The 16,422-nt window shown below is 36.4% G+C and carries 14 protein-coding genes; 9 read left to right on the top strand and 5 right to left on the bottom strand.

Annotation, left to right across the window (positions count from 1 at the left end):
* Positions 1–41 precede the first annotated feature (41 nt).
* Positions 42–1,418, top strand: a complete 1,377-nt coding sequence (locus EHQ43_RS15540; protein ID WP_135771667.1) for a flavin monoamine oxidase family protein — start codon at positions 42–44, stop codon at positions 1,416–1,418.
* Here the strand turns inward: EHQ43_RS15540 and EHQ43_RS15535 are convergent.
* Positions 1,415–2,527 (bottom strand): acyltransferase family protein, encoded by a 1,113-nt coding sequence (locus EHQ43_RS15535; protein ID WP_135771666.1) that lies wholly within the window; start codon positions 2,525–2,527, stop codon positions 1,415–1,417. The two genes, EHQ43_RS15540 and EHQ43_RS15535, sit on opposite strands and share 4 nt — an antisense overlap.
* Before the next feature lie 49 nt (positions 2,528–2,576).
* Here EHQ43_RS15535 and EHQ43_RS15530 point away from each other — a divergent pair, with 49 nt between their 5' ends.
* Both EHQ43_RS15530 and EHQ43_RS15525 read left to right on the top strand, forming a co-directional pair.
* A complete protein-coding gene (locus EHQ43_RS15530; protein ID WP_135741491.1) occupies positions 2,577–2,870 on the top strand; it encodes an HNH endonuclease in 294 nt (97 codons plus the stop codon).
* On the top strand, positions 2,870–3,235 hold the full coding sequence (locus tag EHQ43_RS15525; RefSeq protein WP_135754776.1) for a DUF1292 domain-containing protein: 366 nt from the start codon (positions 2,870–2,872) through the stop codon (positions 3,233–3,235). Before EHQ43_RS15530 ends, EHQ43_RS15525 begins: the two co-directional genes overlap by 1 nt.
* On the opposite strand, the gene EHQ43_RS15520 is transcribed toward EHQ43_RS15525, so the two are convergent.
* The 4 genes from EHQ43_RS15520 to EHQ43_RS15505 are packed head-to-tail and all read right to left on the bottom strand — an operon-like array spanning position 3,219 to position 8,380.
* Positions 3,219–3,641, bottom strand: coding sequence for a MaoC family dehydratase (locus tag EHQ43_RS15520; protein ID WP_135754775.1), 423 nt, complete (start codon positions 3,639–3,641; stop codon positions 3,219–3,221). The genes EHQ43_RS15525 and EHQ43_RS15520 overlap by 17 nt on opposite strands.
* Positions 3,642–3,662: 21 nt before the next feature.
* Positions 3,663–4,904: a sensor histidine kinase gene (locus EHQ43_RS15515; protein WP_135771665.1), complete on the bottom strand. Its 1,242-nt coding sequence runs from the start codon at positions 4,902–4,904 to the stop codon at positions 3,663–3,665.
* A 3-nt stretch (positions 4,905–4,907) separates the two neighbouring features.
* Complete coding sequence (locus EHQ43_RS15510; RefSeq protein WP_135771664.1) at positions 4,908–6,482, bottom strand: acyl-CoA dehydrogenase family protein; 1,575 nt, start codon at positions 6,480–6,482, stop codon at positions 4,908–4,910.
* Complete coding sequence (locus EHQ43_RS15505; RefSeq protein ID WP_208731094.1) at positions 6,479–8,380, bottom strand: AMP-dependent synthetase/ligase; 1,902 nt, start codon at positions 8,378–8,380, stop codon at positions 6,479–6,481. Before EHQ43_RS15505 ends, EHQ43_RS15510 begins: the two co-directional genes overlap by 4 nt.
* A 123-nt stretch (positions 8,381–8,503) precedes the next feature.
* Here EHQ43_RS15505 and EHQ43_RS15500 point away from each other — a divergent pair, with 123 nt between their 5' ends.
* From EHQ43_RS15500 to EHQ43_RS15475, 6 genes are all read left to right on the top strand, one after another.
* Positions 8,504–9,103 carry a CBS domain-containing protein gene (locus tag EHQ43_RS15500; protein ID WP_135741485.1) on the top strand — a complete coding sequence of 200 codons (600 nt, stop codon included), beginning with the start codon at positions 8,504–8,506 and terminating at the stop codon, positions 9,101–9,103.
* Positions 9,104–9,122: 19 nt separating this feature from the next.
* Positions 9,123–10,556: a sodium:solute symporter gene (locus EHQ43_RS15495; RefSeq protein WP_135741484.1), complete on the top strand. Its 1,434-nt coding sequence runs from the start codon at positions 9,123–9,125 to the stop codon at positions 10,554–10,556.
* Between the two features lie 198 nt (positions 10,557–10,754).
* Positions 10,755–11,939, top strand: coding sequence for a 2-isopropylmalate synthase LeuA2 (gene leuA2, locus EHQ43_RS15490; RefSeq protein WP_135741483.1), 1,185 nt, complete (start codon positions 10,755–10,757; stop codon positions 11,937–11,939).
* A 104-nt stretch (positions 11,940–12,043) separates the two neighbouring features.
* The gene (locus EHQ43_RS15485) at positions 12,044–13,792 is read left to right on the top strand and encodes an N-acyl-D-amino-acid deacylase family protein (protein ID WP_135771663.1); all 1,749 of its coding nucleotides are present in this window, start codon (positions 12,044–12,046) and stop codon (positions 13,790–13,792) included.
* Between the two features lie 53 nt (positions 13,793–13,845).
* Positions 13,846–14,637 (top strand): DUF4349 domain-containing protein, encoded by a 792-nt coding sequence (locus EHQ43_RS15480; RefSeq protein ID WP_135771662.1) that lies wholly within the window; start codon positions 13,846–13,848, stop codon positions 14,635–14,637.
* 11 nt (positions 14,638–14,648) lie between these two features.
* Positions 14,649–16,421 carry a TPM domain-containing protein gene (locus tag EHQ43_RS15475; protein ID WP_135771661.1) on the top strand — a complete coding sequence of 591 codons (1,773 nt, stop codon included), beginning with the start codon at positions 14,649–14,651 and terminating at the stop codon, positions 16,419–16,421.
* The last annotated feature ends 1 nt before the right edge of the window (position 16,422 follow it).

Below are 16,422 nucleotides of genomic sequence, written 5' to 3'. Positions count from 1 at the left end.
CTAGCCTTTTTTGTTTTGGGTGTTAAAATAGGGAAAGTTCTATGAATCGAAAAACATTCCTAAAAAATTTGACTGCTACTGCCGCTGGAGTAACCCTCCTCTCCCCTAAAAAATTCTACGGACAATCCACAGGTGTGGTCACATCAGAATCAAAAGTTCGCACATCTGGGTCCAAAAAAGCAATCGTCCTTGGTGGTGGATTGTCTGGTCTTTATTCTGCATATTTACTCAAACAAACAGGATATGATGTAACAGTCATTGAACGAGGGGAAAATTTTGGCGGGAGGATATCTACTTATACAAACTCAGAATTGGGAATTGTACAAGACTTAGGTGGTGAATGGATAGGAGAAAACCAAACTGACATAAAAAGTTTAGTCAAACAACTTGGGTTAGAACTTGCAAATGCTAATGTATCTGAAAGATTCTCACTCTCCAAAAACAATACCGACCTTCATAAGATATCCGGCCCTTCGATTGATACTTTGGATAAAGTCATTGACTTACATAAATCACTTGGAACTTCCCAAAAACAAGGGCTTGATAAAATCAATTTTTCTTCTTATGCAAGATACCAAGGTTTATCAGAAGAAGAAATTCGTTCTATGAACGAACTCTACCGGATCATTTTAGGAGCAGATTTGAACCAAATCTCAAGTGAATCTGTACTTGATGACTTATCAGCACTTCAATCCGCTCTCAAACCAAAATACCAAGTAAAAGGTGGAGCAGAACAAATCATCCAATCCCTTTTGGTACAATTAAAAGGACAAGAATTACTATTAGGCGAAACGGCAATCAAAGTATCCCAACAAAAAAACCAAGTGAATGTAGAACTTTCATCTGGAAGAACCATCAAAGGAAATTTGGTAGTTTGCACCCTTCCTTCGGCTGCAGTGCTCGAAATCAAATGGACTCCAACACTACCAAAAGATTTGATTTATTCTGCACTTAGAATGCAGACAGGTAAAATTTCAAAAAACATTTGTTTTGTAAAATCAAACGCAAGTCTAACAAATTTTTTCCAACACACAACTACTGCCGCGGAAACTTTTTACGTATCCGACCTTGCCATTGGACAAAATGTAACCGCTGTCACATCCATCACAACAGGAGACAAAGCTTCCCTGTTTGATAAAGGAAGTGAACGTCAGAAAAAAAATCTAATGGTCTCTGCTCTAGAGGAGTTAGGTAATTTTGAACTTGTTCTTGAAAAACCATTTTACTTTCATAGTTTTCAAAAATCAACAGGTCGGTCAGGTTTTGTTTCTCTCTTTCCACCTGGAAGTTTTGGAATCAAAGATGTATGGAATGAACCATTCGAACGTGTGTTTTTTGCAGGTGAACACTTGGCGTTACATACAGGGAGTATGGATTCGGCTGTTGCCTCATCCATCCAAGCAATTAGTAAGACTTAACGAATTTTTAAACCAAACAAAAATCGCAAAGGTTTTGACCTTTGGATTAAAAATTCATAAAGTAAAAAACTGAACCATAACACGACCAAATTGTGAAAGATAAACTTGCACCACAATGGATATGGCAGGTCTTTCACAATGTATGCATAAATTAATGAAATTGGATGGTGCAATAAATAAATTGGTAAACTTGATTCAATGATATAAGCTCCAATTTTTCCTTCCTGATTCCCCCATTTCACAAAAAATGAAACAAAAAACATTGTCCATAAAAATGGGGAAAGAACCCATAAAAAAACATGGATTGACCTAAACCAAGGATTTACATAGGAAAAGTAGATCCATAGTGGGTCTGTAATTTCAAAATCCATGAAGACAATACTCACTATAATTGACCAAATCAAAATGGCAATAGGTTTGAATTTTGATGAAGGATGTAAGATCAATAGATCTTTCCAATGATAACAAAATACTCCTGAGAGAAAAAAAACAAACTGATACATAAACGTAAGTTTAAAAATCCCATAATAAGACTCCCCTTTCCCAATCTGTGTATGCGTCAGTAGTACAAAAAGGAAACAAAGACCAAATAAAAATAAAAACCTAGCTCTCAAATCCAACCATTGTTTCCAATGAGATAACTTATGAATCCATTTGTGTAACAAAACATAAATCATACTAAAACAAAATAGATCTACCAAAAACCAAATATGCGAATGTTGAAAATTTTCTTTTGTAAAAAATGAACTCAAAAATTCTATTAAACCAATGTTCGGTGAATTTAATTTATTCATTAAAAAGTATTGGATTGGTGCGAGAAAAAGAAGACCAAAAATTGTTGGAATTAGAACTCTTTTGAATCTTCCTTCGCAATAAAAATTGATCCCTTTTTTCTCAATCACCATGGCAGAAAAAAATCCGGATATCATATAAAACATGGGCATCCGAAAACTATGGATCCAATAACAAAAATAAGATAAAATCTGACTTCTATCTTCCGTTTGGATGGCATACTTGATATCGGCAGCATACACAATGGCGGAATGAAAAACGATCCCAAGCAATAATGCAAAAGATCGTAAATTATCCAGGTAAATGAGTCGTCCCATTCATCCATCTTTTTCTTGACGAAGAGAAAAAAACAGATTTTTTTAAATTATGACCGAACCACCTCTCGAGCCATTTTTTTCAGATGTCACCGATGAAGAATTACGCCGGGAACGAAAAAAAGCAAAGGACCTTAAAAATACTGCTTGGTGGAAAAATAAACGAGCTTCTGGAATTTGCCATTATTGTGGGCAAAAATTCAAAGTGGAAGAATTAACAATGGACCACTTAATTCCTATTATACGAGGTGGAAAATCTGTCAAAGCGAACTTAGTACCAGCTTGTAAAGAATGTAATTTTAAAAAGAAACACAGTCTACCTTTTGAGAAGGAATTTTTTAGCTAATGGATATCAAAGATCTCGGATTCCAAGCAGATGATTTTTTACCCAATCGATCTACTGAAGAAATCGATTTAGTGGATGAAAAAGGAAACAGCTACCAATGGGAAGTTTTCTACTCATTTTCACAAATGGGAAATGACTATTTGGTATTCTTACCAAATACTGAACAAGAATACCAATTCGTGAATGTGGAAATGGATGATCCCGACTCTGAGGTTCCAGGATACATCGTTATGCGCATTGGTCAAGATGAATCAGGAGAGGAGATATTAGAAGAAATTTTAGATGAAGACGAATTGGAAGAAATCCGTGAATTTGTTGAAGATGAAATTGGACTTGTTGGCCAATTCCTCAACCGGGAGGAATGACCAAAGTCTCACCTTTACTCACGACTTCCCCTTTCTGATTTGACCAAACAATTTTCATTTTGATCGCTTTGATTCGTTCTACTTTTTCAACTACTTCCACCAAACACGTGATTGTATCTCCGAAATAAACCGGTTTACGAAACTTCGTAGTGGTTTCTAATGCAACGGTTCCGAGTCCAGGTAATTTCATTCCGAGTACAGGAGCAAGCAATGAAGCCGCAAGTCCACCGTGGGCAATCCTTGTTCCAAAGTTGGTGGTTTTTGCATATTCTTCATCTACATGTAACGGATTAAAATCTCCACTGATTCCTGCAAAAAGATAAACATCTGTTTCGGAAATTGTTTTTGTAAAAGAAGCTTTTTCTCCTATTTGGATTTCAGAAAAACTTTTACCTTTATTATACATACAAACCTTTTTCGATTCTAATTATTTTGAATTTGTTTTTTTGGGTGAAAATGAAAAATGATAAAAAACACCCTGATTGGGACTAGATGAACATTCAATCTCTTGGCCATTTAGCTGGCTACTCAATGAAAAAATCACGGACAATCCAATTGTTTCTGCCTTTCGATGATCAAATCCAAGAGGAAAACCAATTCCATTATCTCTATATTTTAATTCAAATTGACCTATTTCTTTTACAATAAACTCAATCTTTATTTGTGCTTCTGGCTTAGGAATTTTGAAGGCATGCCGAAAACTGTTAGTTAACATCTCCGTTATCATAAGCCCCATTGGGATCGCATCAATGATGTTAAATTCCATCTTTTGAATATCCAATTCGATTAAAATATCAGACCTCATATACATGAGTTTGATATTTTCAACTAAACTAGTGATATAATCAACCGAACTTAATCCAGATAAATTTTTTCCACTATATAATTTCTCGTGAACAAGTGCTATTGCTTTGATTCTTACGATACTTTGTTCCAAAATATCTGCAGTTTCTTGTGGAGATGAATATACTTGTAATTGCAAAAAAGAAATGATCACTGCTAAGTTATTTTTTACACGATGGTGAACTTCAGTTAACAAAGTTTCATTTTCTCTTAACGACTGCTCCAGTTTTGTCTGATTTTCCATATAACTCGTCATATCAGAAATTACAGCAACAGCTTTGTTTGGACTTCCATTTTTAGAGGGAATAAATAAACGATGTTCCAATGCCCATTTCAATTTCCCATCTAACATCTGAATTCGATAAAGTAATCCTGTATGATTTTCCCTTAATCTGTTGATCCAAATATTGGACATCCTCTGCCGGTCACCTTCAAACACTCGATCAATAAGCAATTGTGGATTTGCCATTATGTCTTTGGTTTTGATCTCAAATAATCGACATACTTGCTCACTTAAAAAATCAATCTTCCAAGTATCTAAATTGAAGACAATCACAGCATCTTCAATCCGTTCTAGGATCACTTGGAATAATTGATCCGATTCAAATTTTTCAGATAAAACTTTTTTTTGGTATTTTAACTCTCTTTCAAGGAGAAGATAAATACTAAAAGCGGAAACAGTGACAAATCCCCAACCTTTAAAACTTTGTAATTCTCTCGTATCTTCTGGTGATAAAGAAAATAATGAAATCGCATAATCAGAAAAGTAAATCCACAGATACCCGAAAAACAGATAAAATATTGCAATTCGGGCGGCTGCTTTCACAATTTAGGCGAACTCCTGGAGGATACTAAATCTAGAATGAACGGTCTCTTCAATCGAAGAACCCAATTTTGTATACTGAGCCCAAAGGTCAGTTAATTCTTTTGATACATATGGGTTCAATCGGCTCATGGACATTAAATACTTACCCACAAGATAATACGAAAGTAACTTCCGATCTATCATTTTTTCTTCTTTTGGATAAGAATCTATCGTTTTCTTAGTATCAATTTCAGATAAATAGAGGATTACGAATACCGATAATACATCGGCAAATGCAAATTCAATCGACTGTTGTTTCTTTCGATTTGGTTCCGCATCCATTTTTAATATAATCTCAAATAATAAATTTTGAATTAAATCTGATTCGTTATTAGGATTTTCGATTCTACTAAATTCTTTTTGGAACTTTTCTTTACCAGGATACAACGAAGAGATGATCGATCTCTGAATTTCACTTGTCCCTCCGCCAATTGTCCCCAATTTTACATCTCTGTAAAAACGTTCAACAGCGTATTCTTTCATGTATCCATATCCAGCAAACAACTGTACGGTGTCTTTTGCTACATCTTCAGCAAGTTCTGAAGAAATCAATTTTCCCAAACTGCTTTCTAGAGGTGATGGAATACCTTTATCTTTTCTTTCTGCAACCCAATAAATCAACCTTCGTGCAGCTTGAATGTATACCCAGTTACGGACTAAAATATCTCTCATTCCATAGAAACTTGAAATTGATTTTCCAAATTGAATTCGTTCGTTTGCGTAACGCAAACCTTTCCTGAGACAAAACTCCATTGCTCCAGCAAGTCCTGCCACAAAAACAGTTCTTTCCCACTCTAAAGTTTCTTTACCAATTCTCATAAAACCAGTGTTTAGTGGTCCTAAGAGATTTTCCTTGGGTATGATCATATCTTCGAATACCAATTCCGCAGTCATTGAAGTATGATGGCCTAATTTTTTTAAAACCTTACTTACCTTAAAACCAGGAGTATGACTTTCCACAATAAATGCGGAAATACCCATTGGTCCCCTGCCTTTCTCAGAAGTTCTTGCCATTACGATGAAAACTTGGCCAACCGGACCATTTGTGATGAAGGTTTTGGATCCATTCAATTTCCAACCTCCCTCTACTTCTTCTGCTTTCGTAAGGAGTGAAGCCGCATCCGATCCCGATGCAGGTTCAGTTAGTGCAAAACCTGCCATCCATTCACCTGTTGCCAGTTTGGTGAGATATTTTGATTTTTGAGCTTCCGTACCTTGAAACACAATTGGCATAGTTCCAATGACAAGGTGAGCTACCCATGACAACCCAATTCCACCATCTAGTGAACCTGAGGCAAATGCATCAGTTGCAATGGAGCATAACAAACAACTTGCACCCTCACCGCCATACTCAGCGGGAATCGTAAGTCCTGTTAAACCTGCTTTCGAAAACTCTTTCCAGAGTTCGTCAGACCAAATTTCTTTTTCGTCTCTTTCTTCCGAAGATGGAAAAACTTTTTCTTCCGAAAACTGAAAGACAGTATTGTAAAAACTTCTTTCATCATCATTCAGATATGGATTTAGTTTTGGATTGATCATTGGTAAATTCCTTCTATTTGTTTTGAAAATACTTCCGAAATTATATTTCGTTTCATTTTCAGAGTACGAGTCATTTCTACGTCAGGATCGAAAGGTCGAGGGACAACATAGAAATTATTTGCAGGTATCATTTCGAAGGACTTAAATCCATTCTCACGGGAAATGATTTTAGAGATTTCAGATCGAAATAGTTCTCTTACCTTAGGATTTGTATTCCAATCGCTAGCTTTATCCTTTGAAATTCCTTGTATTTTGGCCTCTACAGATTCGAAGTTGGGAACAATGAGGGCAGCCAATGTTTTTTTATCATGTCCAACAACCATCACCTGGTCTATATAAGGAGATGTTAAAAGTTTGTCCTCGATTGGAATTGGTTCAACGTTTTCACCACCAATCAGTGCGATTGTATCTTTTGATCTTCCAGCAAAAACAAGTTCGTTCCTATGTGAAATCATCATAAGATCCCCGGTATCAAAAAATCCATCTGCATCAAACACAACTTGATTGAGTTCTGGTCGTTTATAATATCCTTTTAAAATTTGTTTGGATTTGATCCAAAGAGTACCTTTATCTCCAGTTTTTGTTAATATTTTTCCTGTATCATCTTTTAATCGAATGGAATAACCATCAATTGGAATCCCAACTGTTCCTTTTGTAGGTTTCGTATTGGAGCGGATTGAAACAACAGCAGAAGTTTCAGTCATTCCATAACCTTCCAAAACTTTCAAACCTATTGCTGACAAAAATCCATCGACTACACTTGGTAAGGCGGAACCAGCAGAAATACAAATCCTAATCCTTCCACCGAGTGCTTTGTGGATCGTCGAAAATATTTTAATACTTAATAGTTTTAGAGGAGAGAGTAAAATTAAAATTAAGAACGCATATGTACGTTTACAGAATGAAATGATAAAATTTGGTTTTTTGATTTCAAATTCAAATCCTCTAAACATCGCATAATATTTTGCCCAAGTTTCACCGACTTTTAAGAAAAAATGAAATAATTTTTCTTTGAACCCTCCTTCTTTAGCAACTTTTGCCATAATCCCATTGTAAACAGATTCCCAAATCCTTGGAACTGATGGAAAAATAGTAGGACGAAAATCGCGAAGGTCATCTTTGAGATTTGTCATATTAGAAATTAAAAAATCCAAACCAAGAAAGATCCCTGCATACTCAATAGCTCTTTCGAATGCATGCCATGGTGGTAATAAACTCACTGCATTATCATTGGAATTCATATCTAACCTTGCGATTGTATTCCGAATGGCAGTGATCCATCCTTTTTGAGATAACATCACACCTTTTGGATTTCCCGTAGTTCCGGATGTATAAATGAGAGTGGCAAGTGCATCAGGGTCAATTTGTTTGATTCGATTTTCTATGTTTAGTTTTCCATTCGAATTCCAAATATCTTTTCCTTTTTCAGCAAGCGAGAGAATTGAATTTGGTCCTGCTATGAGTTCACCTTGTTCATTTTCTAAAACAAAAATCTGTTTTAAATGCGGGAGTTCACCTAACAAATCTTCGATTCTTTTTTTATCTTTTGGTTTTTGAACCACCAAAAACTTTGCTTCCGAATGGTTTAGGATGTATAATATTTCTTCTTTGACAATATCTGTCCCTCTAGGAACAACAACTGCACCTGCAGTGAGAATGGAAAGGTCAGTGCGTAGCCAATTGACCGAAGCGTCACAGAAAAAACCAATCCGATCCCCAACTTCTACACCTAAGTCGATGAATCCGAGAGTCAAGTGGTCGACAAACTCCTTCAATTCTCCAAAACTGATCCCAGGAAATTCGGTAGGCGACTTTCGCTTTCGAAACGAAACTTTGTTTGGGAATTTGGACGCAACGGTTTCCAATGCATGGTAAAGGATTTGGTAGTTCTCGTTCATGGGTTTTTGCCTTTTCATTTGGTACTTTTTACAGGAAATGTAGGATGGATAAAAAATCACTGTTCGTTTTTTGCAAGTTTTTTCTTATTTTTGACAAACTTTTCAGAAAGGTAGGGCATAATTATGTTCTTTTGGATCCATGACGGTCGAATTTCTCCCAATCCACCCACTTCCTACCCTGACCGTGTCCCCAAAATTCACGCAAGTAGCCAATCGGCGCCAAGTGAAATTGGGGATGGCGAACCCGGGACTTCCCCCACTGGATCCTTCCTCCATAGAAATCCGAAAGATGTTTACAAAGAATCTGCTGGACCGACGGAAAAACCGGTATTTTTCCTCCACGAAATGATGACGTCTCCCGTGTACACAAAGGGGATGGAGGAAAACATTGAAACTTGTCTCGACTTTATGTTGGAAAAGGGAATCCGACACTTGCCGATCACGGGGAGAATGGGAGAAATTGTGGGATTTGTTTCAGACAGAGATTTATTAGATAAATCAAAATCCTACGAAAGGGATATGCCTGTATCAGATATCATGATCAAACGAGTATTAGTTGGAAGTCCAGGGGCAGAAATAAGGCAAGTGACTAAAGTGTTACTAGAAGAAAGAATTGGTTGTTTACCGATTGTAAATGACGATAATTTACCTATTGGAATCATCACGAGATCCGATTTGCTTCGTCTTCTTTTGAAATATCCTAATTTGAGTTTGATTGTATAAAATAGTATAAAGGAAATTTATGATTTGGGATCTTTTTGTCTTAATATTTTATTTTTTAGTCGTATTTTATTTTGGCTTCCACTTTGCAAAAAACACACAAAAAGAAGATGATTTTTATTTAGCTAAAAAAGAAATCCATTGGGTATTTCTCTTATTATCACTTGTTGCCACCGAAACATCGAGCTTAACTTTTTTAAGTATTCCTTCTTTATCATATAAAGGAGATTTTCGATTTTTGGAAATTGCGATTGGTTACATTTTTGGAAGGACAATCGTTGCTTTGTTTCTACTCCCATCCTATTTTTCTGGTAACACCATTTCTGTGTATGAATATGTCGGAAATCGTTTTGGCAAATCACCTCAAAAAACATTATCATTTGTATTCACTATTTCTAGACTATTAGGGGATGGAATTCGATTGTACGTAAGTTCCTTACCCATTGCTTTTCTTATGGAACGAATGGGAATTTCTATTTCTCCAGAGATATTAGGAATCATTGCTCTTTCCATTTTAAGTTTTGTAACAATCATATATTCGGTATTTGGTGGTTTTAGAGCCATTGTATTTACAGATGTATTACAATGGATCATTTATATTTTCGGTGGTATTTTTGCTCTTGGTTTGATTGTAAATCAATTTGGTACCACAACATTATTGGAACAGATCCAACATTTAGAAACTTTAGGCAAATGGAAGGTATTTGTTTTTGATTACAACCAAACCGGTGACAATAGTTATTTTATCTTATTTGCGATCATTGGTGGTGCTTTTATCTCAATAGGTTCCCATGGAACAGACTTGATGCTTGTCCAGAGAGTCATCGCGACGAAAAATTTAGTTTCTGGACAAAAGATTTTAATAGGAAGTGGGATTGTTGTTTTCTTTCAGTTTTTACTTTTTTTATGCATAGGATCTCTGCTCTATGTTTTTTATGAAGGGAAATCAATTCCTCCCGATAAGGTATTTAGCCATTTCATCATCAGTGAAGTTCCCTCTCCTTTTTTAGGAATCCTAGTTGCCGCGATTCTTGCCAGTGCCATGTCTACTTTGAGTTCCACGATCAATTCACTTTCTTTGACTTGGGCGAGAGACTGGGAAATGGACAAATGGTTTAGTCCAAGAATTTTATCTTTGTTTTTTGGAGTTCTATTATTTTTTGCAAGCCTCATCCCTTACTTCCTAGTCGAAACTTGGGAAAAGGGAATTCTAGAAATGGGTCTCACGATCTTTTCTTATACACTTGGCCCTTCGATTGCTGTCTTTTTTCTCGCAAAAGACAAACAAAACCTTCCTATATCAGGTTTTGTTTTTTCTCTATTTTTCCTATTCAGTATCGTCATAACCGTTGCGATTGGAATCGGCTGGAAACTTTCATTTACCTTACTTGTCCCCATCGGATTTGGTTGTTTGTATGGTTTGGTTTCTTTGAGTCGATTCTTAAAAAAAAATTGACAGATTTCGTCAGTTAAGATCGTCTAAAAATTAACAATGAAATCATTTGCACACATTCAGCTTCTCCTCCTCCTCGAAATTTTATAATTCGAGGGAGAAAGAGCTATGTGACAAAGCCCACTCCCAACCGGGACGTGGGCTTTTTTATTTTTGGTCCCCCGGTCGGAAGTGGAAACTTTTTGCGGATACGGAGGAACCATGAAACCAAAAACCATTCACATCCAAGACGTTACCTTAAGGGACGGAAACCAAGCGTTAAAACGACCGTGGACCCTTGACGAAAAAATCGAAGTCTTCGACTTACTTGTCGAATTAAATGTCGATGGTATCGAAGTGGGATTCCCTTCTTCTAACGAAGCAGAATTCCATACCTGTCAGGTTTTAGCCAAACGTGCTCCCAAAGGAAAACCCATTGCTGCCTTATCAAGAGCCAATGAAAAAGAAATTGCAATCACTTGGGACTCCATCCAAAAAGCGGATACTCCACGAATGCACATTGTGTATCCTGTTAGTGACTTTTCAATCAAACATGTGTTAAAGATTTCTGAACAAGAAGTTCTTCAAAAAATTTATACTTCGATTAAGTTTGCACGTTCCATTGTGGGCCCTGATGTGCAAATCCAATTTTCAGGGGAACATTTTGGTGATGCATTAGAAAACTTTGAATTCACAAAACTTGCATTTTTAAAAGCAATAGAAGCTGGTGCAAATATCATCAATTTACCAAATACTGTAGAACGTTATCGACCAATGGTCTTTGTAAATATGGTAAAGGAGATCAAACAAACGGTTGGTGATCAAGCCATCATATCAATTCACACTCATAACGATTTAGGAATGGCAACCGCAACTTCGGTAGAATCGGTCTTTGTCGGTGCAGAACAAATTGAAGTGGCATTAAATGGACTTGGAGAACGAGCAGGAAATACTAATTTATATGAAACGGTGATTGCCTTACACCAAAATGGTGAAAGATTGAATACAAACTTTCATAAGATTTATCCCACAGCAAAACGTATCTCTGAATTAACTGGTATTCCCATTGGAGAAAAAACACCAATTATTGGAGATGATATTTTTTCACACCGATCAGGAATCCACCAAGATGGAGTCACTAAGACTCTACACCAATCAAAAGGTGCCTATCGTACTTTTTCTCCTGAATTTGTAGGAAGAAGTGACAAAGAAACCATTTCCTTCACCAACCAATCGGGACACAAAGCGATTGAATTTTTATTAAACCAAAAAGGAATCCAAGTTTCCAAAGAAGAGATTCACAATTTATTTTCAAAAGCCAAAATGATCTCATCGAGGGAGAATAACAGAGAAATCACCGAAGCAGAGTTAGTGGCACTAAGCCAATCTATCCTCACCTATCAGTGAACAAAGAGGCTTTTTGTCCAGAGAAACTTAAGGCAGATGATAGGGAATCGTTGACAAATCTTTGTCAATCTGCCATAATTTCGTTTGGTTTTTCTGGAGGTATCATGGCAGAGACTCTTATCAAACAAGCGCGTATCTTTGATGGCAGCACAAATCCATCTTTTGTTGGGGATGTGCGTATTAAAGACGGAATCGTGGAAACGATTTCAAAGACAGAATTGAGTCCAAAACAAGGAGAAACGGTTATCAACGCCGAAGGTCAGTGGCTTACACCTGGATTTATTGATTTTCACACACATTATGATGCAGAAATTGAAGTGGCACCAGATCTTTCAGAATCGGTTAGGCACGGAATCACAACGATCTCACTTGGAAGTTGTTCTCTAAGTTTGGCGTTAGGTGACCCAACCGATCTAGCTGATATGTTTAGTCGAGTAGAAGCTATTCCAAGAAAAAACGTCTTATCAATATTAGAGAGTAAAAAAAATTGGAACTCTGCCTTTGAATACAAAAAACACTTAAACTCTCTCCCTCTTGGACCCAATGTTACTTCTTTTGCAGGGCATTCTGCAATACGAGCACACGTAATGGGATTAGAAAGATCCTTAACAAAAGGAGAAAAACCAACCAAGCAAGAGTTAGATAAAATGAACCAACATCTTGAGGAAGCTTTGGATGCGGGATTTATGGGTTTATCTATTAATACTCTTGTTTGGGATAAAATGGATGGTTCACGATTTAGATCAAGGCCACTCCCTTCCACATTTGCCAATTGGAGTGAATACGAATACTTAAACAAAACACTTAGGAAACGAGGAAAAATATTTCAAGGAGTACCCAACGTTTCAACAAAAATAAATGTTTTGATGTTTTTAAAGGAAGCCTTTGGTATTTTTAGAAAACCATTAAAAACAACGATCATATCTCTAATGGATGTTAAATTTGATCCAGGTTTATACAAACTATTAGGTGTGATCGGTCGGATTACAAATAAAGTATTCAGATCTGATTTCAGATTTCAGGCTCTACCCGAACCATTTGATTTATATGCAGATGGTATGGATGTAGTTGTATTTGAAGAGTTTGCCGCAGGTGCAAAAGCTAATCACATTGAAGATGAATTGGAACGAAAACAACTCATGAAAGATCCTAAGTATCGTTCATGGTTCAAACGGCAATGGACAAATTGGTTCCTTCCAAGAGTGTTCCATAGAAATTTCCGAGAAACAAAAATTGTGGATGCACCAGATAAATCATTAATTGGAAAATCAATTGATGATGTCGCAAAAGAAAGAAGAGTCCACTCAGTCACAGCTTTTTTGGATCTTGTAGCAGAACATGGAAACAATGTTAGGTGGTATACTGTGATGGCAAACCATAGAAAAGAACCTTTACAAAAAATTGTTTCCTATCCTGATATCCTCATTGGATTTTCTGATGCGGGAGCCCACTTACGAGGGATGGCTCATTATAATTTTCCGCTTCGTATGTTAAAGCTTGTGCGAGATGCGGAACTAGAAAACAAACCATTCATGACAATGGAAAAAGCAGTCCACAGATTGACTGGCGAAATTGGAGATTGGTTCGGAATTGATGCAGGTTACATTAAAGAAGGTAAACGGGCCGACCTTGTCCTCATCGATCCAAACAAATTAGATGATTCACTAGCAAAGGATGTGGAAGCGCCAATGCCATTTATGGAAAATTTCAATCGATGGGTGCGCCGAAACGATGACACGATCAAAAAAGTATTCATCAATGGAAAAGTTGCAGTGGATGATGGGAAACCCGTCAATGGCTTAGGAAAAGAATCGGGTTACGGTCGCTTTTTAGAATCCCAAATCGGAGTCTAAAAAAGGTTTGAAGTTGGATACTGTTTTCGATAGATTCAGTATCCAACCAAACCATGAAACTAAATTTTTTCACTTATACAAAACCAGTTGTAATCACCCTTCTCCTTTGTACCATCCATTGCTCTAGTTCTAAACATTTAGAACGGGAATCTGCTTCAAGAAATATGGCAGATGATTATTCGGAAGCAAAAGTTTCACCCTCGGCATCACCTGCTGCGCTTCCCAAGTCAGAAGTAAAACTACAGGAAAACAAATCGCAACGTCGAATGATGGTGTATACAGTGGTTGTGAATTTGCAATCCAAAGAAATCGAACCCAAAGTCACAGAAATAATCAAACTTGCTGAGTCATTCGGAGGTTATGCATTACAATACAGCTCGCAAGGGACCATTCAATTGAAGATCCCTCAAGAAAATTTAAAAACATTTTTACAAACCTTAAAGAAAGAATCTCACAACTACTCCGAAGATGTTTCCGCTAAAGATGTCACGGAAGATTATCTAGATACTGAAATTCGATTGGAAAACGCTCAAAAAATGCGAACACGCCTTTTAGAAATTTTAAAATCAGCGAAAACATTGGAAGAAACTTTAAAAGTGGAAGCGGAACTTAGCAAAATTTCGGAATCCATTGAACGATGGGAAGGAAAACTAAAGTATTTATCATCAGCAATTCAACTTTCTAGTGTTACAGTGCATGTAAGGCAAAAATGGGAACCTGTTGTACAAAAAGATTACAAACCTGGACCACTAGGTTATCCTTTTTTTTATTTATACCTTGGGTTAGGCAAAGTTAAAGATGGCCTAATATGGTTGTTTGTTCAGGAAATTCCTAAAGAAAATTAATCTTCATTTGTATGAAACAGTTATTAGTTGGAATTATATTTTTTTCGATATTTTCATGCAATCGTCACTTAGATCCTTATCCAGATCTCACTGGTCCAGTCATTGATCCAAGTGGATACCTTCCAGGAGAAGTCAAATCTAGGTTGGAAACGATGCTCCTTGAGGAAGAAAAAATCACAACGAATCAGGTTGTGGTTTATATCACTGACAAATTAAAGGAAGATACAATCGAAAAGGAATCCACTGCAGTATTCGAAAAATGGAAACTAGGACAAAAAGATAAAGATAATGGAATATTGTTTTTACTCGCTCCGAATGATAGAAAAGTAAGAATCGAAGTTGGGTATGGTTTGGAAGCTGTTATCACCGATTTAATCGCCAAAAGAATTATCGATGAAATTGTAATTCCAAACATTAAGTCGGGAAACCCGTCACTTGCAATGTTGTCTGGTACGAGTGCCATATTAGAACAATTACGGACTAACTCACCTACTCTCACCAATATCAATTGCCCAAAACCATTTAGTGATACTCAAAATGATTTACACCACGATACAATCCCATTCCTTTTAAAAGAAATCAAACCAATCAAATCGGTTGATTTTTTCTTTTGTATCGTACCTTCTGAAACACAATTTGGTATCGAAGCAATCACAAACCAAATATATTTAAACCGACAAAAATCTAATTCCAATTCAAAATCGATTGTATTCGCAACTTCACCCAATTCTGGGTATATTGGTTCGATTACTACAAGCCCCGAACTCAATTGGTCTCTTAGTCAAAATAAAATCCGATCGATTTTTCGAAATCGATATAAGGAAAAACATAGTGGTGATTTTACTAATTTCACTTACCTTGCTTTTCTCGATATGTTAGATCATATCAAACATAACCAAAAAATTGTCTTAGAAAAAGGGACAGGTATATATGATCCCTTTGATTCCTTAGAAAGTTTTTCTTATGAAAGAGCCGGAGAAACCATCCGCCAAATAGAAACTGATTATAAAATAGGAATTCAAATTCTATTTTTAGATACTAAACCTAAACTTTTATCTGAAGCAAAAAAATACCACGATTTAGCATTTGGAAAATCCTCAGGGATTACATTGCTCTTCTCGCTGAACCAAAAAGAACTTATAGTCTATACAGATGAAAATTCAAAGATACAAGGTCTTAATCAAACGAATTCCATTCCCATCGTTAATCGAACATTATCAGAAATTGTATCAAATGCGATTGCATCAGATTTAAAAATTGCGGATATCGATTGGATGTGTATCAGAAGTGCAGAAGGAATCGATACATATCTAAATATGTTGCGTTACCAACAAGACTTAGGAAAAGAGGAAATTTCAAACTCGGCATCATTCAATGGTGATTCAAAAAATAAAATCAAAGAACCTCACTTTTTATTCCAATTTTTCTTTATGTTAATGTTTTTTGTCACATGGGTTGGATTAATCGCTGGTGAAGGAATTTTATTTTTTTATGGTTTGATCTTTATCGTAGGGCAAATTCTAAGAAGTAAAGTAACGATATTGAATGATTCACCAAACCTATACAATACAGTTCTCATATTTTTAGCCGCAATCTTATGTTATCTAATCGTTTCATTTTTTCGTAAGATCGGTTGGGCATCCAAAGTGAGCTCAGGGACACAAGGTTTTTTCACTCCGTCCTCCTCTGGATCTAGTTCCAGTTCAGGTTACCGATCTTCTAGCAGTTCCTACTCAGGAGGTGGGGGAAGGTCTGGAGGTGGGGGAGCTAGTGGGAGTTGGTAAC

The organism is Leptospira bouyouniensis (assembly GCF_004769525.1).
Taxonomy (GTDB): domain Bacteria; phylum Spirochaetota; class Leptospiria; order Leptospirales; family Leptospiraceae; genus Leptospira_A; species Leptospira_A bouyouniensis.
Note: the sequence above shows the minus strand (reverse complement) of the source record. Positions and strands in the feature narration are given on the sequence as shown.